The 24832-nt window shown below is 64.4% G+C and carries 24 protein-coding genes and 1 pseudogene; 16 read left to right on the top strand and 9 right to left on the bottom strand.

Features of this window, described 5'->3' with window-relative positions:
• Window positions 1-295: 295 nt before the first annotated feature.
• The 10 genes from J2X67_RS26510 to J2X67_RS26465 all read left to right on the top strand — a co-directional run bounded on the left by J2X67_RS26510 (window position 296) and on the right by J2X67_RS26465 (window position 7971).
• A complete protein-coding gene (locus J2X67_RS26510; RefSeq protein WP_309957936.1) occupies window positions 296-1321 on the top strand; it encodes an acetate/propionate family kinase in 1026 nt (341 codons plus the stop codon).
• Complete coding sequence (locus J2X67_RS26505; RefSeq protein WP_309957935.1) at window positions 1318-3705, top strand: phosphoketolase family protein; 2388 nt, start codon at window positions 1318-1320, stop codon at window positions 3703-3705. The genes J2X67_RS26510 and J2X67_RS26505 overlap by 4 nt, the downstream gene beginning before the upstream one ends.
• 153 nt (window positions 3706-3858) lie before the next feature.
• Window positions 3859-4809, top strand: a complete 951-nt coding sequence (locus tag J2X67_RS26500; RefSeq protein WP_309957934.1) for a DUF1266 domain-containing protein — start codon at window positions 3859-3861, stop codon at window positions 4807-4809.
• 115 nt (window positions 4810-4924) lie between these two features.
• A complete protein-coding gene (locus J2X67_RS26495) occupies window positions 4925-5302 on the top strand; it encodes a PH domain-containing protein (RefSeq protein ID WP_281147539.1) in 378 nt (125 codons plus the stop codon).
• Between the two features lie 169 nt (window positions 5303-5471).
• The gene (locus J2X67_RS26490; RefSeq protein ID WP_309957933.1) at window positions 5472-5948 is read left to right on the top strand and encodes a Rid family hydrolase; all 477 of its coding nucleotides are present in this window, start codon (window positions 5472-5474) and stop codon (window positions 5946-5948) included.
• 60 nt (window positions 5949-6008) lie between these two features.
• A complete protein-coding gene (locus J2X67_RS26485; RefSeq protein WP_309957932.1) occupies window positions 6009-6356 on the top strand; it encodes a hypothetical protein in 348 nt (115 codons plus the stop codon).
• Entirely contained in the window at window positions 6290-6523 is a 234-nt protein-coding gene (locus J2X67_RS26480; protein WP_309957949.1) for a GNAT family N-acetyltransferase, read from the top strand. Before J2X67_RS26485 ends, J2X67_RS26480 begins: the two co-directional genes overlap by 67 nt.
• A gap of 148 nt (window positions 6524-6671) precedes the next feature.
• A complete protein-coding gene (locus tag J2X67_RS26475; protein WP_309957930.1) occupies window positions 6672-7016 on the top strand; it encodes a hypothetical protein in 345 nt (114 codons plus the stop codon).
• A gap of 204 nt (window positions 7017-7220) precedes the next feature.
• Window positions 7221-7643 (top strand): hypothetical protein, encoded by a 423-nt coding sequence (locus J2X67_RS26470; RefSeq protein ID WP_309957929.1) that lies wholly within the window; start codon window positions 7221-7223, stop codon window positions 7641-7643.
• Complete coding sequence (locus J2X67_RS26465) at window positions 7633-7971, top strand: DUF4303 domain-containing protein (RefSeq protein ID WP_309957928.1); 339 nt, start codon at window positions 7633-7635, stop codon at window positions 7969-7971. Before J2X67_RS26470 ends, J2X67_RS26465 begins: the two co-directional genes overlap by 11 nt.
• A 466-nt stretch (window positions 7972-8437) precedes the next feature.
• Here J2X67_RS26465 and J2X67_RS26460 read toward each other — a convergent pair whose 3' ends face one another.
• Window positions 8438-8875, bottom strand: a complete 438-nt coding sequence (locus J2X67_RS26460) for a heme-binding protein (RefSeq protein WP_281147535.1) — start codon at window positions 8873-8875, stop codon at window positions 8438-8440.
• A gap of 54 nt (window positions 8876-8929) precedes the next feature.
• Between J2X67_RS26460 and J2X67_RS26455 the strand changes: the two genes are divergently transcribed.
• Window positions 8930-9862 (top strand): LysR family transcriptional regulator, encoded by a 933-nt coding sequence (locus J2X67_RS26455; protein ID WP_309957927.1) that lies wholly within the window; start codon window positions 8930-8932, stop codon window positions 9860-9862.
• 350 nt (window positions 9863-10212) lie between these two features.
• Here the strand turns inward: J2X67_RS26455 and J2X67_RS26450 are convergent, their stop codons facing one another.
• Window positions 10213-10716, bottom strand: coding sequence for a DinB family protein (locus tag J2X67_RS26450; protein WP_281147533.1), 504 nt, complete (start codon window positions 10714-10716; stop codon window positions 10213-10215).
• A 122-nt stretch (window positions 10717-10838) separates the two neighbouring features.
• On the opposite strand from J2X67_RS26450, the gene J2X67_RS26445 reads away from it, so the two are divergent.
• Entirely contained in the window at window positions 10839-11477 is a 639-nt protein-coding gene (locus J2X67_RS26445; RefSeq protein ID WP_309957926.1) for a TetR/AcrR family transcriptional regulator, read from the top strand.
• Between the two features lie 738 nt (window positions 11478-12215).
• Here J2X67_RS26445 and J2X67_RS26440 read toward each other — a convergent pair.
• The 4 genes from J2X67_RS26440 to J2X67_RS26425 all read right to left on the bottom strand — a co-directional run bounded on the left by J2X67_RS26440 (window position 12216) and on the right by J2X67_RS26425 (window position 16120).
• The gene (locus J2X67_RS26440; RefSeq protein WP_309957925.1) at window positions 12216-12851 is read right to left on the bottom strand and encodes a carboxymuconolactone decarboxylase family protein; all 636 of its coding nucleotides are present in this window, start codon (window positions 12849-12851) and stop codon (window positions 12216-12218) included.
• Window positions 12844-13833, bottom strand: coding sequence for a tripartite tricarboxylate transporter substrate binding protein (locus J2X67_RS26435; RefSeq protein WP_309957924.1), 990 nt, complete (start codon window positions 13831-13833; stop codon window positions 12844-12846). The genes J2X67_RS26440 and J2X67_RS26435 overlap by 8 nt, the downstream gene beginning before the upstream one ends.
• A gap of 22 nt (window positions 13834-13855) precedes the next feature.
• Window positions 13856-14959, bottom strand: coding sequence for a mandelate racemase/muconate lactonizing enzyme family protein (locus J2X67_RS26430; RefSeq protein WP_309957923.1), 1104 nt, complete (start codon window positions 14957-14959; stop codon window positions 13856-13858).
• Between the two features lie 78 nt (window positions 14960-15037).
• Window positions 15038-16120, bottom strand: a complete 1083-nt coding sequence (locus J2X67_RS26425) for a LacI family DNA-binding transcriptional regulator (RefSeq protein ID WP_309957921.1) — start codon at window positions 16118-16120, stop codon at window positions 15038-15040.
• 90 nt (window positions 16121-16210) lie between these two features.
• Here J2X67_RS26425 and J2X67_RS26420 point away from each other — a divergent pair, with 90 nt between their 5' ends.
• Window positions 16211-17227, top strand: coding sequence for a LacI family DNA-binding transcriptional regulator (locus J2X67_RS26420; RefSeq protein WP_309957919.1), 1017 nt, complete (start codon window positions 16211-16213; stop codon window positions 17225-17227).
• A gap of 24 nt (window positions 17228-17251) precedes the next feature.
• Here J2X67_RS26420 and J2X67_RS26415 read toward each other — a convergent pair whose 3' ends face one another.
• From J2X67_RS26415 to J2X67_RS26405, 3 genes are read right to left on the bottom strand one after another with little or no spacing between them, the layout of a single operon-like run.
• Window positions 17252-18091, bottom strand: a complete 840-nt coding sequence (locus J2X67_RS26415; RefSeq protein ID WP_309957918.1) for a hypothetical protein — start codon at window positions 18089-18091, stop codon at window positions 17252-17254.
• Window positions 18088-20472, bottom strand: coding sequence for an MBL fold metallo-hydrolase (locus J2X67_RS26410; protein WP_309957916.1), 2385 nt, complete (start codon window positions 20470-20472; stop codon window positions 18088-18090). The genes J2X67_RS26415 and J2X67_RS26410 overlap by 4 nt, the downstream gene beginning before the upstream one ends.
• A 25-nt stretch (window positions 20473-20497) precedes the next feature.
• The gene (locus J2X67_RS26405) at window positions 20498-22243 is read right to left on the bottom strand and encodes a PHB depolymerase family esterase (protein WP_309957914.1); all 1746 of its coding nucleotides are present in this window, start codon (window positions 22241-22243) and stop codon (window positions 20498-20500) included.
• A gap of 291 nt (window positions 22244-22534) precedes the next feature.
• On the opposite strand from J2X67_RS26405, the gene kdgD reads away from it, so the two are divergent.
• The 3 genes and pseudogenes from kdgD to gudD all read left to right on the top strand — a co-directional run.
• The gene (gene kdgD, locus J2X67_RS26400) at window positions 22535-23446 is read left to right on the top strand and encodes a 5-dehydro-4-deoxyglucarate dehydratase (protein WP_309957912.1); all 912 of its coding nucleotides are present in this window, start codon (window positions 22535-22537) and stop codon (window positions 23444-23446) included.
• 31 nt (window positions 23447-23477) lie between these two features.
• On the top strand, window positions 23478-24440 hold the full coding sequence (locus J2X67_RS26395; RefSeq protein ID WP_309957911.1) for a tripartite tricarboxylate transporter substrate binding protein: 963 nt from the start codon (window positions 23478-23480) through the stop codon (window positions 24438-24440).
• 50 nt (window positions 24441-24490) lie between these two features.
• Window positions 24491-24832 (top strand): annotated as a pseudogene (gene gudD, locus J2X67_RS26390) (glucarate dehydratase); the annotation flags it as partial.

The following is a 24832-nucleotide window of genomic DNA, read 5'->3' as shown; positions in this document are numbered from 1 at the left end:
CCCAGCGGAATGCCCCTGTCGAGATCGTGTTTCCAACGCTTGGCACCGGATCAACCCGCCACGCGAGAGGTCGAACTTGGCCAGTGGGCCCGATGCGGTCCATCACGGACGCCTTGGCGATGGACGGGTCCGAATACGCCATCCACGTGCCGGCGCGGGCTGCATCGACGGCAAGCGAGCCTGCGAAGCGCTGCGAGCCGCGCGATCCGCCCGCCAAAGTGTCCGCTGCGCAGGCGCTTGCGCGAGCGAGACCGTTCAAGACACCGCGGACCGGGGAAGCGGTGCATGATGGCCCATGACAGGCAATGTGTTGCTGACCTTCAATCCCGGGTCCTCATCGATCAAGCTCGGGCTGTTCGCGATCGACGCCGGCGCGGCACGCGCCATTGCCCGATGCACCTTCGATGCGTCGCCCGATGCCTTGTCTGGCGTGATGGCGAAGGCACTGGATTGGGTCAACGATGCCGCGCCCCGCGCACGGCTCGTTGCGGCCGGCCACCGCGTCGTGCACGGGGGGGACGCGTTCGAGGGCCCCGTGGCAATCACCGAGGGCACGCTCGCCGCAATCGAGGCACTGGCGTCGCTCGCGCCGCTGCACCAGCCGCAGAGCCTGCGACTGATCCATGCGCTGCGGCGCGTCGCACCGGCGCTGCCGCAGTCGGCCTCGTTCGACACGGCCTTCCACTGCAGCCAGAGCGCTGCGTCGCGCCGCTATGCGCTGCCGCGCGCGCTGTTCGACCAGGGCATCAGGCGCTACGGCTTTCATGGCCTGTCGTACCAATGCATCGCGTCGCAGCTGCGGCAGCAGCACCCCGGGATCGCCGCGGGTCGCGTCGTGGTCGCGCATCTGGGCAGCGGTGCCAGCTTGTGCGGCTTGCTGCACGGTGCGAGCCGCGAGACCAGCATGGGCTTTTCCACGCTCGACGGCATTCCGATGGCCACGCGCAGCGGCGCGCTCGACCCCGGCGTGCTGATTCATCTGCTCAGGCAGCCCGGTCAGTCGATCGACACGGTCGAAGACATGCTCTATCACCGCTCGGGCCTCTTGGGACTGTCCGGCGTCTCGGGCGACGTGCGCGAACTGCTCGCGAGCGACGCGCCCGAGGCGCACGAAGCGCTCGTGTTCACGGCCGGCGTCGGCGAGAACCAGCCGGCCGTGCGAGACGCCGTATGTCGCCATCTCGCCTGGCTCGGCGTGCCGCCCGGGCCCGAAGACGCTCGGATCGCCGTGCTCGTCATGCACACCGACGAAGAACAGGTGATCGCTGACGAGGCCTGCCAAGTCCTTTCCCTTCATCCAACCCCCGGAGCCTGCCCATGAACCGCCCACCCGAACGCGCCCCTCCCGAAGACTTCAGGCTGCTCGACGCCTGGTGGCGCGCGGCCAACTACCTGTCGGTCGGACAGATCTACCTGATGGACAACCCGCTGCTCCAACGCAAACTGGAACTTGCGCACATCAAGCCGCGGCTGCTCGGCCACTGGGGAACGACGCCGGGCCTGAACTTCGTCTACGCCCACATGAACCGCGCGATCGTCGCGCGCGACCTCGATGCGCTCTTCGTTGCCGGCCCGGGCCACGGCGGCCCCGGCGTCGTCGCCAACACCTGGCTCGAGGGCACTTACAGCGAGGTCTACCCGGACGTCGGCCTCGACGCGGACGGCATGCAGCGCCTCTTCACCCAGTTCTCTTTTCCTGGTGGCATCCCGAGCCATGTCGCGCCTGAAACGCCGGGCTCGATCCACGAAGGCGGCGAGCTGGGCTACTCGCTGCTGCACGCCTACGGCGCCGTGTTCGACAACCCGGGGCTCATCGCGTGCTGCGTGATCGGCGACGGCGAGGCCGAGACCGGCGCGCTCGCGGCGAGCTGGCATTCCAACAAGTTTCTCAATCCCGCGCGCGACGGCGCGGTGCTACCCATCCTGCACCTCAACGGCTTCAAGATCGCCGGCCCGACGGTGCTGGCGCGCATCGGCGACGAGGAACTCACCCAGCTGATGCGCGGCTACGGCCATGAGCCGCATTTCGTTTCCGGCGACGATCCGGAGACGATGCATCGCGCGATGGCCCTGGCGCTCGACACGGTGCTCGACGTCATCCGCGCGATCCAGACCGAAGCGCGCCAAGACGGCTTCACCCGCCGGCACCGGTGGCCGATGATCGTGCTGCGTTCGCCCAAGGGCTGGACCGGGCCGAAGGTGGTGGACGGCGCGCCGATCGAAGGTACGCAGCGCGCGCACCAGGTGCCGCTGACCGGCTTTGCGCAGCACCCGGCGCACATCAGCCTGCTCGAAGACTGGATGCGCAGCTACCGGCCCGAGGAACTGTTCGACGCCCAGGGCAGGCTCCACGCCCACATCGCCGGCGTCGCGCCGCGTGGCCAGCGCCGGATGAGCGCCAATCCGCACGCCAACGGCGGCGCGCTGCTTCGCGACCTCCAGCTGCCGGACTTCCGCGACCATGCCGTGGCGGTCGAGTCGCCCGGCGCCTCGCAAGGCGAAGCCACGCGGGTGCTCGGCGGTTTCCTGCGCGACGTGATGCGGCGCAACGACGAACAGCAGAACTTCCGGGTGATGGGCCCGGACGAGACCGTGTCGAACCGCCTGGGTGCGCTCCTCGAAGTGACCAACCGGACTTCGACGGCACGCATCGAGCCGACCGACGACCACGTCGCGCCCGACGGGCGCGTGATGGAAGTGCTCAGCGAGCACCTCTGCCAGGGTTGGCTCGAAGGCTACCTGCTCACCGGGCGCCACGGCTTCTTCTCGTGCTACGAGGCCTTCATCCACATCATCGATTCGATGTTCAACCAGCACGCCAAATGGCTGAAGGTGACGCGCCACATCGGCTGGCGGCGCCCCATCGCGTCGCTCAACTACCTTTTGACCAGCCATGTCTGGCAGCAGGACCACAACGGCTTCAGCCACCAGGACCCGGGCTTCATCGACCATGTGGTCAACAAGAAAGCCGAGGTGGTGCGGGTCTATCTGCCCCCGGACGCGAACACGCTGCTGTCGGTGGCAGACCATTGCCTGCGCAGCCGCAACTACGTGAACGTGATCGTCGCCGGCAAGGCACCCGCGCCGCAGTGGCTCGACATCGAGGCCGCCGTGCGGCACTGCAGTGTCGGAGTGGGCATCTGGAACTGGGCCAGCAACGATGCCGGCGTCACGCCCGATGTGGTGATGGCCTGCGCCGGCGACGTGCCCACGCTCGAAACCATGGCGGCGGTCGACCTGCTGCGAACGCACCTGCCCGAGCTCAAGGTGCGGGTGGTGAACGTGGTCGACCTGATGGCACTGGAGTCGCCGTCAGCGCATCCGCATGGCCTGCCGGACGCGGTGTTCGATTCGATCTTCACGACCGACAAGCCGGTGATCTTCGCGTTCCACGGCTATCCGGCGCTGATCCATCGCCTGACGTACAAGCGCGCCAACCACGGGGGCTTTCATGTGCACGGCTACCAGGAGGAAGGCACGACCACCACTCCCTTCGACATGACGGTGCTGAACCAACTCGACCGCTTCCATCTCGCCGCAGATGCGATCGACCGGGTGCCGCGCTTGATGAACAGCGCGGCGCATGTTCAGCAGCACCTGCGCGAGCAGTTGCTGGCGCATCGGGCTTACGTCACCACCAAGGGTGAGGACATGCCAGAGATCGCGGGATGGCGGTGGCGCGGCAGGACGGCCGCAGGGGCCTGATGGACGCGTCATCACTGTCAGGCACTCACAAGGGAGCGTGCGGTACGAGCCTCGTCAGGCACTGCAGAGCACCGGCCGAAGACGCCAAGCGCTGTGTGCTGTGTGCTGCGTGCTGTGTGCTGTTTCAGGTCTGGGCCAAGGGTGAATCTTCGCGTGCGCACGCTGCGAGGTCGGGCAGGTGCACAACGCGAGGTGCAGCAAGGCGACAGTTCAGGCGCCCACCATCGCGGTTTAAGATCGCCTCCGCCGCTGGATCGACCAGCATCGATCAGGGGCAATACGGTCATAAAACCTGGAGGGGAATCGATGGGCATCAGGGACACCCTCGGGCACGCGCTGCTCGACAACGAAAAGCTCAACTTCGGCACCGAAGAATCGCTCACCGCCGAAGAGCGGTGGCTGGTCACGCTGAGCGCGCCTCTGTCAGCGTTCAACGGCGACCATTTGAATGCGCTTGCCACCGGGAAGGACGATGAGTCGCTGCGCGAGGGCATCTCCGAAGTCTGGAACGTGCACGACCGCGAAAGCTTCGAACAAATGGCCCACTGGCTTGCCGCCGAGGGGCAGCGTTCAAGCTACCTTTCCACATGGCAGGCCGTCGGTGCGATCGATGCAGCGACCCAAAGCACGCCGGCCGTGCTGCGGCTGGTCATGGAGGCTTGTTTTCCGGCGTTCTTCCAGATCAAGGCGCGCAAGAGTCTGGACTATCGCGCACTGTCGGCGGACAGCGGGCGGCCGGTATCGGAACTTAGCCAACTGACGATGGGCAGCCAGAGCTGGGTCGATGCGCTGCGCAAGCACTTCAAGGTTTCGCCGCCCCAGATCTCGAACCTGGTCGCATGGGATGCCGTGAGGCTGGCGAGCCTGTCGCGTTGGGCTGTGCAGCTCGGCTTCATTGGGCGCGAAGAATTCACAAGTTTCGCGGGTGCGTTGAACTCGCAGGTGCGCGAGGCCTATGCCGATTGGTCGCAGGTGAGTGCCGCGTACATTGCCGCCGGCCTGATCTGGCGGTATTCAGACGCGCGCGAGGAACATCTATTACGCACGAACCGCATGCTGTTGAGCGACGCCCGCAGCCCGTACCGCAGCGTTCCCTTCCGCTGAGCGGTTCCAGGCATGAAGGTAAAACGGCACCTGGAGGTGCCTTGCCGCGAAATGGATGGCGGTAGGGGCTTTGAACCTCCGACAGCGGACATCAACAATCTCGAAAGAAGCAGCCATGGGACTACTTGATGGGATGCTTGGCAACGCGTCCAAGATCGATCCGGCAAAGATCCAGCAGGAGTTCCACCAGATCTTGGCGAATGGGGAAGTGGTTGAGCATGCCTACCAGCTCATCCGCGATTACCTCGTGTTTACCGACAAGCGTTTCGTCTTGGTGGACAAGCAAGGCATCACCGGCAGCAAGATTGAATATCACTCCATTCCCTACAAAAGCATCACGCACTTCAGCGTCGAGACAGCTGGTACCTTCGATCTCGACGCTGAGCTCAAGATCTGGATCTCAGGAACGGCCACTCCGATTCAGAAGCAATTCAACAAGAAGCTCAGCATCTACGAGGTGCAGAGTGTGCTGGCGAGCTACGTTCTTAGGTGAAGCGCCGGAGGCCCCGGGCATGATCGACCAACAGGCGTGCCCCGCTAAACGCTGACGCTGGCCGCGCTTCGAAAGGGTCGCGGCGGTTCGGCCTGTTTTCGGCCAGGAGCGAACATCGTGGGGCCGCTCCAACGCATCCCCTCGATTGGACGTTCGACCAAGAAGGTGCGTGCACGCCAACCCGCAGCGCGTCAACAATCGGCCAGAAGCCGTCTCTCGTTGTCGACGGCTGATTGGGAAACACCCCTTTTTGCCGGAGAAACAAATGGCTCGTCATATTGTTTTCACATCGAAGGCTGCCAAGCCACCGCAGACATACAGTCAGGCCGTCAAAGCCGCTGGCCTCGTTTTCGTTTCCGGCACCTCGCCAGCGGACGTCGTCACCGGTGCGTTAGTGGGCAGCACAATCCAGGAACAAACTCGACAGTGCCTGACCAACGTGCAAGCGATTCTTGAGGAAGCGGGTAGCTCCATGGACAAGGCGGTGAGCTTCACCGTCGTCCTCGCTGACGAGGATGACTTTGTGGGCATGAACGAGGAGTGGCTCAGGTGGTTCCCATCCAATCCGCCTGCGCGGCAGGGAGCGAAGCTGCCTGCACGAATTCCGGGCCTGAAGATTTCCATCGCGGCTGTTGCTGAGGCCTAGTATTGCACTTCGGTCTCCGGCCGAGATCGGTCGTTCGGCGCGGGCACCAGGTTCATCGAAATGTTCATTCGCTTTGCAATCCACAGCAACGACATCGATTCCGGACGAAGGCAAGGTTTGTTTCAGGCCCTCGGAGAACTCGAGACACAAGGATTGCTCCTGGAGCACGAAGTTGAGCGGTACTACGAGCTTCGTGACTGGTTCCGAAAAAATCTCCGCAAGCCCGTGAGCTTCACTCGCTCATCCAAGCCGCATGCGAAGAAGGTGGCGCTGAGTTGGTTCAAGGACACTGCAGCTGAGCACATCGACATGATGCGCGGCTTGGCTCGGGTGCTGACCAAATCGTCGGTTTCGCTCGCGCGATCACCGATGGGATTGCCACGGGTACGTGTCCATGGGTGGTGGTAGCCGAGTCGCACCGGCGGCGAGGCATCGGGCAGGCACTCGTCGAGCGCCTTGTCGGGTCGGACCGAACATCACCTGGGTGCTTCGGGCCGGAAGAGGAGGCGCCGCCGGTTCTTCGCGAAGCTTGGCTTCATCGCCTCGATGATCGCTATGGAGCGCCCGCGAAGTAAATGTGGACGAACTGTACGGTCAACGCAGAAAGCACCACGCGGCCAGGACCGGTCATTTGCCGAGCCAGCACAATGTGATCAGGCGTGGTCGCTCGTCACACTGCCAAGTGATACTTCCTCTTCACACGACGAGCGGAACACAGCAACCATGATTGGCATCACATTCATCCACGAAGAAAACCCTGAGCGACTGAAACCGTTGGGTGAAGACGGAGCAGATGCGCTGGACGATCTGACAGTGGTCGACATGGACGTAATGGATTCGCTGGATTTCTCGGTTCTGTGTGGCGACGCGGTGAAGTGGAACCAAGGGGACCCTGTCGTATTGCTGGAGGACTTGGTGGTCGTTCGAGTGACGCCCGAAGCGCTGAATCATGTCCTCGGCGGCCAGCACGAAGGTCTGGATCCAGACCAATGTGCAGACCTAGAGCGGCTAAAAAAGTTTGTAGCGCTGCGTGGCAAAGAGCATGTGTGGGAGTTCGCTGCGTTTTAGCGTTTAAACGGTCCGGGAAACAACGCTGTCCGCCATGCCAGCTTCTGAGCGCCCGTTTTTTCTCTCGGCGCGACAGTCCGCGCGCGGCCTCCAGTCAGCCACGACCTGTCCTTCGCCGCACCGGCAAAATTCGGCTGAAAGAAGCCGCTTGAAAAGCCCTCAACAAGAGGGTGACATTGCGCCCCCAGAAGGAGTTTCCTGCCGATGACTTGGTCACTGTTCTACCGGTTTGACAATGAGGTGCCGACGGACTTTCACGAACTGCGCCAATTCGGCAGTTCGCTGTGGGCCGCGAACGGCAAGGTGAAGACCATGGGACGCTCCATGGTCTCCGAGTTCGCAAGTCCCCAAGCCGCAAAGGATGCCCTTGCGCAGCGCGGCAACGAGATCGAGGCGCAGGGCTACAAGCGGCTGCGCCAAGGCGTACACGATCCGGCCCGCATCGACTTCCCCTTGCTCACCGCAGAGATTCGCGAAGGTGCTCGCCGTGCCTTCCAAGCGATCCGGGCGGCCCATCCTGACGGGACCATCCGCCTTTTCGCGCTTGGCAGCGATGACGGTGCGATGACCATCGTGCATGCTGCGAGCAATCTCGCTTTGGGCGCCCCGGGGCGACATGGACGATGAAAGCGAGGTCTGGTGCTTTGCAGAGTGGCCCTACGCGGAGGGCGGCGAGTTCCTCGATATCGCTTACCGCATGATCCTGCCATGCCATCGCAGCGACTTGCCTTGCGACGTTGAATTCGACGTGCTGCACGCAGGCCTCTTCGAGGCTTGCATTGCCGCGATGGAACAACTTGATCGTGAAGGTTTCTTCGGGACGGGCGACGCGCGTGAAGAGGTTGTGCTGCTATGCCAGAGCGAAGGCACCGAAGATATGGAAGGCTCGATCGGCCGACTCAACACTTCTGGCCTAACGGGCCGGCTCGAACGCTGGATCAAGCTCTGCGAATGAGCTCCGACGGGTAGCTTGGCGGATTTGCCGGCGTAACCATGAAGCTTCGAACGAGTGATCGTTTGACGAAGTTTCCACGGACTGCTCAGGGCCCGCTCGGGATTGTGTCGCGACCGGCTTCAGCCGGCCCGAACCGGCCTTCGGGCCTTGCGTCCGAATTCGTTTTGGCCATCCTGCCGGCGGACGGTCAAGATGCGGTAACCAGACAAAGGGCTCGTGTGGGCAACGAAATCCTGTTCACCATCGGGGCAATATTAGCCGCGGCAGCGCTGCTGCATCTGATGTATCGCAGCCGGCGAGTCTCGACTCGCCCATAAGCCCTGCCGACATGAATATGTTCAATTGCGGCCGGTTGACGATGGCATGCCGCTAAGCGGCACCGCATACTTCGGGAAGCAGCATCGGTGACGCGAGCGCTTCCCGTGTCAACGTCTTTGGTGGGTGTACGCCCTCAGCGCCGGGCGAGTCAACCAGCGTCTGCCATCGCCTTGGCGCCGACGGCGGCGACCTGCGCGTCCTGTGTCGATTGCATGCCAGAAACACCGATCGCTCCAACCAACTGGCCCCCCACCATCAGCGGGAGTCCTCCCTCGAGCGGACATGCACCGTCCGTCGCCAGTAGTCTCAGATTGATGCCACCTGTCGTCAGCGCTTCCTCGAACACCTTGGTCGGGCGCTTGAACCGCACGGCGCTCTCCGCCTTTGCCTGCGCAATCGTGACGCTTCCAGTCTGGGCTTGATCCATCTTGTGCAAGACGACCAGGTTGGAACCGCTGTCCATGACGGCAATAACCATGGGCCAGCCGTTCGCCTTCGCTTCGGACTCTGCGGCGGAGGCAATCTTCCGCGCAACGTCGAGCGACAGGGGAGGGCCGTATGGAATGATGTGTGAAACCGAGGTCATGTCGAGATCCCTGTGAGCGAATGAAGCGGGCGATGCTAGGGGCCAGGCGACCTCATGCCTATTCCAGATTTCTTCGCATCTGCTGTGCACAAATTACCCGATCAACATATTCCCTCAGCGCAGGCCTCGTCTGCATTGGACGACGTGCGCTTTTTCCTGGCGGTGGCTCGCGAAGGGAGCTTGTCCAGCGCCGCGCGAGCACTGAAAGTCGAGCACTCCACCGTCGCGCGGCGTGTCGGCGCGCTGGAGGCGAGCCTCGGCGTGCGCTTGTTCGACCGGCTTCAGAGGAGCTGGACATTGACGAGCGAAGGAGAGGCGCTAGTCGCGCCGGCGGAGCGTCTCGAGCTCGAAGCTTTGGCATTCACCCGTGCAGCCACATCGGCCACGAGCCTGCACGGAACAGTCCGCATATCCGCGCCGCCAGTGTTTGTGAGCCAGTTCCTTGTACCTCACCTCGCCGGCATCGCTGACCGATGGAAGGGCATCGACCTGGATCTCGTCGGGGAGGTTCGAACGGCCAACCTACATCGCCGCGAAGCGGATCTATCGCTTCGCTTCATGCGACCGGACGAGCCTGGATTGGCCGCACGCAAGCTGGGCGAACTGAGCTTTCGCCTTTACGGGGCACCGACCTGGCTCTCACGGGCCGAGTCGGAATGGAGCTTTGTCGGCTACGGCGATGCGTTAAACGAAGTGCCTCACCAGCAGTTGCTCGCGCGCATCGCCGGTGAGCGACCTTTCGTCCTGCGCAGCAACGATCTTGCAGCGGTGCACCAAGCATGCCGAGCCGGGATGGGACTCGCTATGCTTCCTTCGTTTCTGGCACGCACCGACGACGCTCTGATCGAAGTTCCAGGCGCAGACCGACACATGCTGCGAGAAATATGGTGCGTCGTGCACCCCGACGTTCGTCGCTCGCCTCGTGTCAGGTTGATGGTGGATCTGATTGGCGAACTGATTCAGGGGAGTTCTGCGGCTCTGGTTTGATCGCGATGGAGGGCGGCTGACTTTGGCGCGAAGCAGCAGGCAAGATTCGGTCGGCAGCGGGCAAGCGCTGGCGAAGCGCTGAAACAGCCGGTGGGGAAGGGATCATGATCGTGATCCTGTCGAAGAACGAGGCCGATTGCCTCGGTTCCCAACATAGACAGGGGCGCAATATTTGCTAAATCACAGACTGTGCGGTGGGCTGCCGCGCGAGCGGTTTAGCCCTGGGGCGCCAAGCGGTCATCGGTCTTGCTCCGAAGCAGCCTTCGCTGTCTGTTTCCTCTTGGCTTAAAGCGCGCCGTTGGCTGCGGGCTCTCTGAGCAATGGCAGCCCTGGGCGATTCCGGACGTCGATCATCGAGTAGACCGCCTTCTCGTCGCGGCTTCCGCCTCATGCAGATAGGTTGCGAAGCCATCCCTGGCCGAGGGAATTGAATTGAGCAGCATCACTGCGCTGACCTGCCCGCGATGTCCCGTTCCATGCGTGACGACGTGCATGAGCATTTCCTCGCGAGACATGCGCCCCGGCGCACCGTCAGTGAACGCGAAATCGATTGTTTCCGCCAGTTCCGGAAGATCAAGCGTCGATACATAGTCGATGTATTCCTTGTCGCTTTGCTTGAGATCCGCGGCCAGGGCCTCGAGCCTTGGCATCTCGCTCAAGTTCGCCGAGGGGTACGCGTGAGTTGCCCGCCTGAGGTGCGCGGCAAAGATGCGGTCGACCACATACGTGTGGCTTAACGCCTTGACGGCCAAGGCAGTGACCGGTGAGTTGTCGCCAAGGCCAGAGAGCGCCGCCAATAGCTCGTCGTTGGCCCAAGCCTTGTAGGTGAAGAGGCGATGCAATGTATCGTTCATTTCGCAAATCTCCTGAGATGGTTCATGGGGTTCGCATGCAGAATGCTTGCTTCGCGCTTCCGTGTCTTCCGAGAATATGAGCGATCATTCGCTTTTTCTACTCGCATTGACGGCATTGAAAAGTGGCAAAAAAACCGATCACCAGGCCCAGGAAAATCGCGATCCAGGAGAGGTCGCGCGCGACTGTCGATACCCTCGTCGAGGCAACTGCTCGCATTCTGGTGAAGGATGGCTTCGACAAGGCGAGCACAAACCGCATTGCCGAAGTTGCGGGCGTGAGCATCGGCTCGCTCTATCAATACTTTCCCAGCAAGGAGGCACTTGTCGCCGCGGTGATAGAGCGCCACCAGCAGCAGCTCATGCAAAAGGTCCGCCGCGAGCTGGCGGAGGTCTCGAACGAGCCGCTTGAAGAAGCCGTGCACAGGTTCGTCTCAGTCGCGGTGGAGGCGCATCGAATCGATCCGCAACTGCATAGAGTGCTTGCAGAGCAGATTCCGCGCGTTGGAAAGCTCGAAAAGATCCATTCCTTCAGCCGAGAGAACTTCAGTCTTTTCAGCGCTTACCTGGAAGGCACTCGAGACCAACTCGGCGTCGACGATCTCGAGCTCGCATCATTCATATGCGTGACCGCCATCGAGGCATTGACGCACAACGCGGTGCTGCACCACTCCAAAGAGCTGAACGTAGACCGGATGCGAGCGCTCATCGACGAAGGGGCCCGGCTGGTGACCGGATATCTGAGGGGCGCCCCACGTTTCTGACGCTCACCACCGGCACATGAGACGTTGCGCCCAGTGAGGCGGCGAAGCGCAGGGAGCGATGTCTGGAGTGCGCTCTACGAGCTGGAGCGGAAGGTTTCGACGCGACGCGTTCTCCAAGCACCACGAGGCCCTGTCGGCCATGTGGGCGCAGGGGCTGCAGGCGTCAGGCGTCAGGCGTTGCGCCGAAGAAGGCCGCCGTGGCCGGTCGCATGATCCAGGTGATCAGCTATGGCTGGTTGTCGCACTGGCTGCCGACCCTGGGCCCGGAGGCCAGCCCCCTGACACTCCGTGAAGAGCTGGGCCGCGCGGTCGAGGCCTACTCGACGCAGGTCGTTCATAAGAGCGGCCCGTCCGACTGTTCGGCGCACGCTCGCGTCGCGACGAGGCTGCATCAGCGAACAGACCGATCCTAGTAGGTTCGACGCTCACCCTCGGCGGGACACCGACCATCACCGCCAATCCGAACGTGACGGCGACCGTCGACTCCGCCATCGCCGGCAGCGCGGGGTTGATCAAGGCCGGCAGCGGCATCTTGGCGCTCAATGGCGCCAGCACATTCAATTCAGCGGCGGCATCTTCGTCAATGCGGCCAGCGGAGCACTGGCACTCAGCGGCACCATGGCGATTGCCAATGCCGTGACGCTCGGAGGCAGTTTCAGCGGCGCGGCCAACAGCATCTCCGGTATCGTCTTCGGTAAGGGCCCAGCTCAGCTGATAGGAGCTTTGAACATTCGTCGCTCATCTGGCCAAGCGGCTTGGATCTTCTGGCTGACCAATTCCCCGCCGCTTCAAGTCGGAGTCGATTTCCCGTTCTTGCGGTGGACCGGCCGGCGCGTGAGGCATCTGCACATTCAAGAGCAGGGCGACGGTTCCGGCCAGCCCGCAGAACGCGATCAGTTCGGCTACGCCGCGTACTCCGAAATGCCTCTGCACCTGCTCGAACACCTCGTCCGCGACGCTGTGGCGTTCGGTGAGTGCCAGGAAGAACCGGCCCGCTGCTTCCACCGATCCGCCATCCTCCGGAATCTTGCCGGCCGCGATCGCTTCAACCATCTCCAACGAAAGTCCGGCCGACAATGCCTTCGTTGCGTGAGCCTCCCATTGGTGGCGGCATTGGTGCCTGTGCGCCGTCATCAGAAAGACGGCCTCGAGCACTCGCTGCGGCAGCGTGCCGGTCCAAAGCTCGGTCGAGAGTTGCTCCAGCAGATCGGCGATTCGCGGGCTTCCCAGCAGTGGCAGGTAGGGGGCCGGCACCCGGCCGCGCCGCCGTTCGATCAGCTCGTAGGCCGCCTGCTGTTCCGCGGAGCGCAGCAGCTTGGCCGCCGCAGGGAAACGTGTGGCGGCATGGGGGCTTGCGGGCGTCGTCTCAGGCATTGGGCTTGATGTTGCCGGCTTTCACGACGGCGCCCCACTTCTCGATCTCCTGCCGGATGCGGGTTCTGAATTCCCCGGCGGTGCTGCCGACGGGCACGAAGCCGAGCTCGATGAGCTTCTGGTGCAGCGGACCTGCGCGCACGGCCTGTGCCGCGGTGGACGACAGCCGGGACACGGTGTCCGGCGCCAGTTTGGCCGGGCCGATCAAACCGAAGATCGGCGTGGCGTCGACGCTGGGCAGCCCGACTTCCTGCATCGTCGGTGTGTCGGGCAGTTGCGTGGCCCGCTGCCCCCCGGTGACTGCCAGGGCGCGGACCGTGCCCGCGCGGATGTGGTCGATCATCGTGGGGACCGTGGTGAACCCGAACTGGACATGGCCTGCGAGCAGGTCGTTCAGTACGGTGCCGCCGCCGCGGTACGGCACATGGTTGATGTCGATCGCAGCGGCCGTGCGCAACTGCTCGCCGGCCAGGTGCGGCGCACTGCCCACGCCGGCGGATCCGTAGTTGAGACTGCCCGGCTTTGCCTTGGACAGGGCCACGAATTCCTTCAGCGTCGCGGCGGGAGTCGCGCGGTGCACGATCAGCACCAGCGGCGCCGATGCCATGAGGGATATTGGCGCGAAGTCCTTCTCCGTGTCGTACGGCAACGCGCTGCCGAAAAGCCCGGGGTTGATCACGAACGCCGTGTCGACGAAGCCGAGCGTGCGGCCGTCCGGCGCCGCCGTGGCGACCGCGCGCGTGCCGATCTGCGTACCGGCACCGCCTCGGTTGTCGACAATCACCGGGGCCGCGACGGCGGGCTCCAATGCCTGCGCCATCAAGCGGCCGAGTGTGTCCGTGGCCGCACCCGGAGGATAGGGCACGATGAGGCGGACCGCCGCCTTCGTGTCTGCGAGCGCGAAGCGCGCCGCGCCGAACGACGCGGCCAGGGAAAGCGCAGCGCCCCCGCGGATCAGCGAGCGCCTGTTGTGGATGAGCATCTCTGTCTCCTCAAAACAAGTTCTAGATGCGGCGCACGAAGCCGCTGTCGAGCAGCGCTGGTTCCGGGTCGGCGCCCAGCCCGGGCCGGTCCGTCAACTGAAAGGCGCCGTCGACGCAGGGCACTGTGTCGCCGTAGGGGGTGAGGCCGAGATCGCAGAAGAGCCGCTCCACATGCACTTCGTCCTCCTGTGCGGCCAACACGTGCAGTGTGGCCAGCAAACCGGGGCCGAAGAAGGCCGACTGCGGTGCGCAATGCACGGCGCTGCCCGCGCACTCGCGCGAGAGCCGCAGCAGCGTCGTGACGCCGCCCGATTTGATTGCGCTCGGCTGCAGGTAGTCGACGGCCTGGGCTCTCGCCGCGAGGCTCAACTCGTGCACGCTGCTGGCGTTCTCGCCGGCTGCGGTCGGCACGCCGGTTCGAACGCGCAGCGCACGAAGTGCTTCCATGTCCTCCGGCGGCCAGAGCGGCTCTTCGATCCAGTGCAGGTCGAAGGCTGCCATCCTGGTCACGACCTCGTCGGCCTCGCTGGCCGTCCAGGCGCAGTTCGCATCGACCATCAGCGGCATGTCCGGGCCCATCACACCGCGCGCGGCGGCCACGGCCTGGGGTGTCTTCTCGTGCAGCTTCACCTGTTCGAAGCCGGCCGCCAGCGCACGCTCCACATTCCTTGCCACCAGCGCCGTGTCGCCGTAGTACTGAAGCAGCGACGCGTACGCGGGCAGGCGGGTGCGTCTTGCCCCGCCGAGCAGGACATGCAGCGGTACGCCGGCGATCTTCGCTTTCAGGTCCCAGATCGCAATGTCGAGGCCGCTCAACGCATGCAGTACCGGCCCCGAGCGGCCCATGTTGTGCAACGTGCGTTCAAGCGAAGCCATGAGCGCGGGATCCGCCGCGTCCCGGCCCGTCGCGAGGGGAGCGACCCGGCTGCGAAAGATCGCCGACAGCGCGTCGAGTTCGGCGCCATACGACTCGCCCCAGCCGACCAGGCCGTTGTCGAGCTCCACGCGGACGAGGCCGCTGTCCAGCGTGGTCCTCGGGCGCCCGGCGAACAGGGGCGCCGGCGCACCGTGGTCGAAGGGCAATCGAAGCTGGAGGCAGTCGATCGATCGGATGAGGGTGGACATCTGGCTTTTCTGTTGTTTGGTAGCGCTACCAAAAGCGATGGTACGACCATATGCAGGCCAGCGTGTGCGGGTTTCTATCTAGGCGCTCTCGCGGGAAACGATGGAGAAGCCCACATCGACTTTCGCCTCTTCGACCTCGAGGCCTTCGCTGCGGCTCACGATGAACCGGGCCGCGAGCTGGCCGATGCGCGTGCTGTCGATGCGCACGGTCGTGAGCGACGGCGAGACGTCCGCCGCGAAATCGAGGTCGCCGAAGCCCACCACAGCGATGTCCTGCGGCACGCGCAGGCCGCGCGCCGCGGCCTCGGTGACCACGCCGAGCGCCAGCACGTCCGAGCTGCAGAAGATGGCGTCGGTCTCGGGCTGGAGCCGCAGCATCTCGCCCAGCGCTTGGCGGCCGCTGCGGACGGTTGCCGGTGCAACCACGGTCTCGACATGCGCAGCGACCGCGCGCTCGCGCGCCGGGCCGTGGAGCGCCGAGTTGACGAAAGCGCTGGCCCGCCGGGCCGCGCGTTCGTGATTGCCGCCGATGAAGCCCAGGCGACGACGGCCGCGCTCGATCAGGAACGCGGCCACGGCGGTCGCGATGGCTTCGTGCGAGAAGCCGACCAGCATGTCGATCGGGTCCTGCACCATGTCCCAGGTCTCCACCACCGGAATGCCCGAGGTCACGAGGCGTCGCCGCCCGGCCGGAGAGGGCACCACACCGCCCAGCACGATGCCGTCGGGCCGACGGCCGATGATGGCTTCGAGCAGCGCGTCCTCCTCCTGCGTGCCATAGCCGCTTTGGCCCAGCATCAGCTGGTGGTCGCGGGCCGCGAGTTCGGCGATGAGGGACTGCACCATTTCCTGGAACACCGGCCCCGCAATCGAAGGAACGACAGCCGCGACCAGGCGGCTTCGCTGCGAGGCCAGGCTTCCTGCCACCCGGTTGGCGACGTAGCCCGTCGACTCGACCGCTGCGCGAACCTTTGCGAGGATGGCGGCCGAAACCTGCTCGGGTGTGTTCAGCGCGCGCGACACGCTCATCGCGGAGACGCCTGCCAATCGAGCGACTTCGAGCAGGGTGATACCGCCGGCGACCCTTCCGCGGCGTGGCGGCGGAGGCGAGGGCGCGGAACGCCCTGCTGCGACAGGTTGTTTGTTCGAAGGAGCCGGCATGGACGGTGGCAAGGGGGTGCGAAAAGCTTAACCTGATTCCCGCGCGGGCTCGGAAGGCACCGGCCCGGCCGTTATAGTCCGCTCCCAACCATGACAGATCGTCCTTTGCAGCCTCGCCATCTGAGCGTCACCGTGATGGACGTCGCCAAGCTTGCGGGCGTGTCGGCGATGACGGTGTCGCGGGTCTTCAATGCGCCCAGCTCGGTCAACGCCAAGACGCTCGCCAAGGTGCAGGCGGCCGTCGCATCCACGGGCTACGTGCCGAATCGCGGCGCAGGGGGGCTGCGCTCCGCCAAGACACGCCTGGTGTCGGCGGTGGTGCCGACCCTGTCGGGGCCCGTCTTCCTGGACACCATCGAGGCGCTGAATTCCCGGCTCCAGCAGCACGGCTACCAACTCATGGTGGGGCAAAGCGGGTACAGCACTTCGACGGAGGACGACCTCGTGCGCGACATCATCGGGCGTCGGCCCGACGGCATCGTGCTCACCGGCGTCGTGCACAGCGAGCTCGGACGCCAGCGGCTCCTGGCGGCTGGCATTCCAATCGTCGAAACCTGGGATGTGGCGCTCGATCCGATCGACATGCTGGTCGGCTTCTCGCACGAGGCCGTCGGCCGCAGCGTTGCGGAATACCTGCTCCAGAAGGGCCGAAGGCGGCTCGCCCTGATCGGCGGTGACGATCCTCGTTCGGTGCGCAGGGCGGAAGCTTTCACTGCCATGGCACAGGCACAGGGTGCCGCGGCCCCGATCGTGCATCTCGTCCCCGCGCCGACCAAGCTCAGCGACGGGCGGCGTGCCCTGCGCTCGATCCTGCAGTCCAACCTGCCGGTCGACGGGGTCTTCTGCAGCTCCGACATGCTGGCGCTGGGCGTGCTGACCGAAGCGCGTGCCGCCGGCCTCGGCGTTCCCGCCGATCTCGCGGTCGTCGGTTTCGGCGACCTGAACTTTGCGGCGGACCTGGACCCGGCGCTGACCACCGTGCGGATCGACGGGCGGCGCATCGGCCAGATCGCGGCCGACTGCATCGTCGAGCGAGCCGCAGGACGGCGTCCGCCTGAGCTGATCGTCGATGTGGGCTTCACGATCGTTCGTCGGGCGAGCGCGTAGGGTCCGCGGCTCTCTTGGCGCGCCTCAATGGGCGTGCGCCGGGCCAGGCAGATGCGCGGGTTTGGGTTCGTCCTCGTGCTCGTGGTCGTCATGCGGCGCGACCCCTTCGCGGGATTTCCTGAGCCACATGCGTGCGAGCACCGGGTCTCGCGGGGCACCCATGCCGTTCTCATAGGCCCAACCCAGGGTACGTTGCGCCTGGGGATTGCCGGCCTCCGCCGCGCGCTTCAGCCAGTCCATGGCAGTCGGCAGGTCCCTGCGGACGCCACTGCCCGATGCATAGCTTGCGTACAGCTCGTATTGAGACTTCGCCGCGCATCGGTCGGCCCGGGTTGCGGTCAGCCGGTACCACCTGAACGCTTCGCGAGGGTTCCGCTCGACGCCCCCCAGGCCCTCCTTGTAGAAGTCGGCCACCATGCATTGCGCGATCACCGCGCCGCCATCGGCGGCGCGCTTGAACCAGTGGAACGATCTCGCGACGTCCTTGGGCGTTCGGCCACTTCCGTTGAAGTAGACGAAGCCCAGGTCGACCTGGGCCGGTACGTACCCGTGCCGCGCCGACCGTTCGAGATAGCTGGATGCCATGTCCAGATCCAGTGCCCGGCCGGTTCGGCCGCGGTAGTGGTTTGCGAGTTCATATTCCGCCTTCGCAAAGCCCTGAGCGGCGGACGAAGTGAAGAGCTCGAGCGCACGTTCCCTGTCCATCGGTACCCCGACGCCGCTGCTGTATCGCCGTGCCAGCTCGTATTGCGCTTCGGGATCATCCGATTGCGCGGCCGCGGAAGAACCAAGGACGGCGATGCAAAGCGCGAGGGCCGACGGAAGGAGGCGAGCGGCCTTCCTCGCACAGCGGCCTCGGCTCATTGGAAGGCCTGGGTGACGATGGCGGGTACGACGATCTCGCTCGCCGGGGTCAGCGAGATGGTCTTCGTCTGCCCCTTGGCGATGGTCGCGAGCACTGCCTGCGCATCGGCCAGCGAGCTCAGGCGCTGCGTGCGCAGGTACTCCGGAGGATGGAAGGTGCCTTTGTCCGCATGGACGGACTCGACGGGGCCGCCCTTGTAGGTGATGGTGGCCCCCAGGCCCGGACTGAACTGCGTGAAGCCATCGGGGATGTAGCCCTTGTAGACCGTGTCCTGCACATCGATGGCGACCTGCACATAGTACCCGCCCGGATCGTTCACGTACTGGTCTGTCGATGTCGTGATGCCGTTCGCCAGCAGGGGGAGCTTCGGATTCTTGTTCTGCGGGCCGACGAAACCCTGGATGATCTTCCCGTCGTCCAGGATCTTGGCCGACACGGAGGTCAGGCCGGCTTCGCGCCCGGGCTTGAAGGGACCCGAAGTCTCGATGCTCTTGTACGTCGCATTCGCGGCGTCGCTCGCTGCGTAGGAGACCACGGAGCGGCGCTTCTCCAGCTGATTGGAGAACTCGCCCGTGATGTTCACGCCGCCGACGGCCGGCGAGTCGAACGCCTTCGAGCGCATCGCATCGAGCATGGTCAGCGGGGCAGCCGCGTTCGCCGGGTCGCGGTTGTAGGCCTTCAGCGCCTGGTAGACCTCGACGATGGGAAACTGATTGGTGTGCTGCGGCGCCACGAAGTCCACATCGAGCGTGTTCTGCAGATAGCTGAAGCCATGCTGGAACGACAGGCGCAGCCAGCCGTTGGCGGGAGTCGGGCTGTTGAGGCCGTTGAAGCCGTAGCCCCCGTGGTAGCCAAAGATGTAGAACTTGCCGTCGTCCGGGTTCTTTACCTTGAACAGCATGTTGGTGCTGCCCGGCGTGTGGCCCGGCGACCAGATCACCATGATCTTCACGTTGCCGTAGTCGTACCACTTGTCGTATTCGTACGAATGGGAGATGCGTTCACGGATCACGGTCTCGCTGGCCGGCAGCGCCCCCGTGATGTTCCATGTGTTGCCCTGCAGGTCGGATGTGACGCCCACGGCATCTTCCTTCGACGCCCAGAGCGCGATCGGCTTGCCGGCGTTGTCCATCATCCTGAGCTGCTCGACGACCGTACCGTAATGGTCACTGTGTCCGTGCGTCAGCCAGATGTCGGTCACCGATCGCGGATCGACACCGACGAGCTCCATGTTCCTCCAGTACTGGTAGCCGCTGTTGGGCCATCCGGCATCGACCTTGATCACCTTGTCGTCCGACGGATCGTTGGGCGTGCCCATGTCGGCCTTGAGCAGATACGAGGCGACTTCGTTGTCGCCCACGTAGTACAGCGTGTTCTTCACCATCTCGAAGGGCTCGGTGCTGCGGGAGTAGGGTGCCGACGCGGGCGAGGTCGCATTGATCTTGTTGTAGGGCTGGCCGGAGACGGGATCGCTCCCCTTGTCGTCCAGCATGGTGCTGAGCGTGGGCACGTCCCACACCGGCTTGCCGTCCGTGGTCGATTGCGGCGTGAAGTACCAGATCGCGACCACCTTGGCCGTATCGGCCGCGAGGTAGTTGTTGTCGAAAAGCAGATAGGCGCTCTGGCGCGATGTGGTGCCGTAGTCGTAGCTGACGGTGACCGGAATCGAAGCGAAGTCGGAAACGGCGCTCTTCGCATAGTCGGCGGTGTTGACGTTGAACACCTTCACGTCGGGCGAGACCGCATAGGTCTCCTCGTAGCGCCTGATCGGCTGCGCATAGGGCCGGCCGGCCTGATCCGCCGTGAGGTTGCGGCCGTCGCCCACCGTGATGGTGGTGCTGGTCTTGTCGTAGACCCAGCCCGCCGCGACCATGGGACCCGGCGCGTTGTCGTTCCGGCTGACCGCCGCACCGTACTTCTTCAGATTGAACTGGGCGGCAGTCGATTTGCCCTTTGCGAGGATGACGTTGAAGATTGGCGTGGCGTCGGCCGGAACGGCCACCGCGGCAGCATCGCTGCCGGGGATCCAGTCCACCAGGTTGCCCGGCGCAAGGTTGGCGAGGAGGGCGGCCGTGTTCGCAGTGGGAACGGCGACCGAGAGGCTCCTTGCGCCGCTTTGCGTGAGCACCGGGATGCTCACGGTGTCGTTGCCCTTGTCGTCCGTTGTTGCGGCCGGCGTGCCGTACACCAGGCCCGCGGCCCTGAAGATCGGCGCTGCGGGTTGCGTCGGTGGGCCCTCGGGGCTGCCGCCTCCGCCTCCACCTCCGCCAGGGATCAAAAACCCTCCGCCGCCGCGCGAGTCGCTTCCGCCGCAGCCGAGCACCAGCATGGATGCGAGGAGCGCAGGAAAGATGCGCCGGTGATTCAGGACTGTCTTCATGATGGATCTCCGATGTCTACTGGCTTCAAAGGTGTTGCAAGGAGCCATCGGGGTTGCGTCGATAGCGCTTGAGCATCTCGTCCCACATCTTTCGGGCCTGGCCCGGATGCCACGCATGGCCGATGTCCGAGGTGATCTGCCAGCGGTACTCCGCGCGTCCGCTGTTCCAGATCTCGGTCGTGCGCCGCCCGTCGATCGCGATGGCTGGCGAGGAGAAGTTCTGGTTGACGGTTTCACGCCAGAACGTCCTCGCGGCCGTTTCGCCTGCCGTGCCTCCGGGAAATTCCGTCGGCAGCTCCTGCTCCCCTCGGCATTGCCAGACCGGCAGCGCGATGTCGGTTCGCACAATGGGGTTCGTATAGCTGGCGGCCGAGAGGTGCCCCGAGTAGCAAGGCGCGATGGCTGCGAACAGCTGCGGGTACTGGACCGCGATGCGGTTTGTGAGCGCGGTGCCCTGCGACGATCCATTCAGGAAGACGCGGCCATCGTCGATCTGGTAGGTGCTCTTCATCTCTGCGAGAAGGTCGAGGAAGAACTGGACGTCCGGATTGTCCGCATCGATCGATGTCGTCCAGGTCGCCTTGAGACCATGCGGATACACCACGATGAAGCCTGCGTCGCGCGCCACGTCGTGCCACTCCGAGATCTGCGCCTGGAAGCGAGCGGACCCGTTGCGGCCGTGAAACGAGAACAGGAGCGGGAGCTTCTTTCCTTCCGCAACCAGCTTCTGATATTGCGGAGGGACGTACGTCAACCAGCGCCGCGGCTCGCCGGGACGCAGGCTCTTGATCGTTTCGGTGAGCCCCATGTCCGCGATGCTTTTTTCCGCATGCAGCGTTCCGTTGTAGGACTTGTTGTCCGGGAAGCGCACCACCTTGCCGAACAGCTCTTCCCACACCAGCCTGGAGATCGCGACCGATTCCGCCGGGCGGTCGAGCCGTGACAGCCTGACCTGCTGGACCGGGTTGTCCTTCACGAAATCCGTCGCTGTCGGAAAGCCGCCCACCACCTGCTGGTTCTGCGAGTCCGTTCCGTTCGCCTGCCGCCAGAAGCCCATCTGCTTGGCAAATGGATCGGCGCCGCACTGGAATTGCCAGACGGCCATGGCGGTCTTGGGCAGACTTTCCGCGGCGAGATTGAGCGTTGCCGGTTCGGCGGCGGCGCCGAACGACGCGACGCCGGTGGCCATGACCCCGAGTTCGCGCATGGCGAGCTCTTGCGCCATGACACCGCCGGACCCCGCGCCGGTCAGGAAAGTCGACATCGTCGATGGAAGCCCGTAGCGCGTACGCACGGCTGCCGCTGCTGCGACGATGAAAGCATGATCGTCGGATCGGGTCGTGTCCTTGGCCGTGTTCCAGCCACTTGGCTTGGCCACCGGAAAGATGGCGATAAAGCCTTTCTCTTCCGCGAGCGTGGGCCAGCCGGTGAGGCGGGCGTTGTCCTCGGCGGATTGCCCCGTCCGATGCAACGAGACGACCACCTCCACACCTCGAGCATCCTGATCGCGGAGGGACGCGACCTCACGGGGCGCGTACTCGTAGTACTGCCGGTCCTCGCCATTGACCTTGATCGTCTGCAGGACCAGCGGGAGTGCTGCCGGCGAGGGGGTAGCTGCAGCGTTCGGCGGGGCGGCGCAGTCGTCGGTCACCGTCGCCTGGGCTGGCGGAGGGGGAGCGGGGGCAGGAAGGAAAGCGTATCCATTCGACCCGCCACCGCCGCATCCTGCGACCACGACCGATGCAGCCGCGAGCATCGTGAATTTCTTCATTCCTGTCTCCTGTTGGTTGCCCGCAGCCCATGCGGGAAGTTATCGTTAACAAAATGAATTGTTAGCGCAACCAAATTGATCGCTCATTCGGATAAACCCGGCAGCTTGGGGATCCTTTCCCAGTGAAAGCGAGAGTTGAATGCCGCGCGTTGCGCCCGCGAAGCAGGTTGGGGTTAACCCCAAAAGAGAACTCAAATGTTAACGTTAACATTGGAGCGTGTAGATCGCATGGCTTGCGCCGCGCGAGGTTCTCCTGTCAGGCACATTTCCGCTCCGTCTGGAGCCATCTTCATGAACCCTCAAGAACTCAAATCCATCATGGGCTCCGGCCTGCTCTCGTTCCCGTTGACCGACTTCGACGCGAACGGCGACTTCAACAAAAGCGGCTACGAGAAGCGCCTCGAGTGGCTTGCTCCCTACGGCGCAAGCGCGCTGTTCGCGGCCGGCGGCACGGGTGAGTTCTTCTCGCTGACGGGCGACGAGTACCCCGGCATCATCAAGACCGCGGTCGACACCTGCCGCGGCGTGGTGCCGATCATCGCGGGCGCCGGTGGCCCCACGCGCTTTGCCATCCAGTGCGCGCAAGAAGCCGAGAAGGCCGGCGCGCACGGCATCTTGCTGCTGCCCCACTACCTGACCGAAGCCGGCCAGGAAGGCCTGGCCGCGCACGTCGAGGCCGTCTGCAAGAGCGTGAAGTTCGGCGTCATCGTCTACAACCGCGCCACCAGCCGCCTCAAGCCCGAAACGCTGGCCGGCCTGGCTGAACGCAACCCGAACCTCGTCGGCTTCAAGGACGGCATCGGCGACATCGAAGCCATGGTTGCCATCTACCAGAAGATGGGCGACCGCTTTGCCTACCTGGGCGGCCTGCCCACGGCAGAAGTCTATGCAGCGGCCTACAAGGCCATGGGCACGCCGGTGTATTCGTCGGCGGTCTTCAACTTCATTCCAAAGACCGCCGTGCAGTTCTATGAAGCCGTGCGCGACGACGACATGGCCACCCAGCATCGCCTGCTGAAGAACTTCTTCATGCCCTACCTCGAGCTGCGCAACATCACGCCTGGCTATGCAGTGAGCATCGTCAAGGCCGGCGCCAAGATCGTCGGCCACGACGCGGGCCCGGTGCGCGCACCGCTGACCGACCTGAAGCCTGCCGAGATGGAGAAGCTCAAGGCGCTCATCGACGCTCTCGGCCCGCAGTAATCCTCGCTTTACCTATTCCAACGGAGACATCATGAAAAAGCTCTTGATTGCATTGGCCTGGTCGCTTTCGGTGGGCGCTTTCGCGCAAGGGACGAACTGGCCTGAAAAGCCGGTGACCATCGTCGTGCCTTTCCCGGCCGGCGGATCGACCGACATGGTGGCACGCGCGATGGCATTGCAGATGCAGACCAAGCTCGGGCAGACCTTTCTCGTCGACAACAAGCCAGGCGCCACGGGAACGATCGGCGCCGGTTTCGTGAAGCGCGCGGCACCGGACGGCTACACCTTGCTGGTCTCTTCGCTCGGTGCCTTCGTCGTGACGCCGCATCTGCAAAAGAGCGTGCCGTACGACGCGACCAAGGATTTCGACTACATCAGCGTCCCGGTCCAGGCGCCCAACGTGCTGGTGGCCAGCCCCGGGCAGAAGGCGCGGACCGTGGCCGAGGTGATCGCCGAGCTGAAGGCGAGCCCCGGCAAGGTGAGTTTCGCGAGTTCGGGCAATGGTTCGTCGGACCACCTGTCCGCCGAGGTCTTCTGGCAGCAGACGCAGACCGAGGGGCTCCACATTCCCTACAAGGGCGGCGCGCCTGCGATCAACGACCTGCTGGGCAACCAGGTGAACTTCTCGTTCCAGAACGTCAATGCCGTGCTCCAGCACATCAAGGCCGGCAAGCTCCACGCCATCGCCGTGACCGGCGACAAGCGCTCCCCCGTCCTGCCCAACGTGCCGACGCTGGCCGAGGCCGGAGTGAAGGGGGCGGAGGTCTATTCCTGGCAGGGGCTTGCGGCGCCGAAGGGCTTGCCGCCGGCCGTCAAGGACAAGCTGGCCGCTGCCGCCATCGCCGCCATCAACGACCCTGAGGTGAAGCAGCGGATGGTGGAGCAGGGCCTCGAGATCGTCGCCAGCACTCCGGCCGAGTTCACCGCCTTCCAGGCCCGGGAGTGGGCGCGCTGGAAGACGCTCATAGAGGCGCGCAAGATCACCGCCGATTGACAGCCACAGGTCCGCTCGGCGGACCTTTCTTCATCACCGTTTTCGAGCACATGACGACATCTCCTTCTTCCTCTCTTTTGTCCGCTGCCCCTGTCGTCACCGGCATGCGCGTGGTTCCCGTCGCGGGCCATGACAGCATGCTGATGAACCTGAGCGGTGCGCATGGCCCGTTCTTTACGCGCAACCTGCTGATCCTGACCGACAGCGCCGGCAACACCGGCGTCGGCGAAGTGCCCGGCGGCGAAAAAATCCGCCAGACACTCGAAGATGCATGCGGCCTCATCGTGGGCCAGCCCATCGGCCGCCACAACGCAGTGCTCAACAACATGCGCAGCGCCTTCGCCAACCGCGACAGCGGAGGGCGCGGGCAGCAGACCTTCGACCTGCGCGTG

The sequence above is a fragment of the Variovorax sp. 3319 genome, from assembly GCF_031456585.1.
GTDB lineage: Bacteria > Pseudomonadota > Gammaproteobacteria > Burkholderiales > Burkholderiaceae_C > Variovorax > Variovorax paradoxus_P.
The sequence above is the reverse complement of the archived record's forward strand: the minus strand, read 5'-3'. Positions and strand labels throughout refer to the sequence as shown.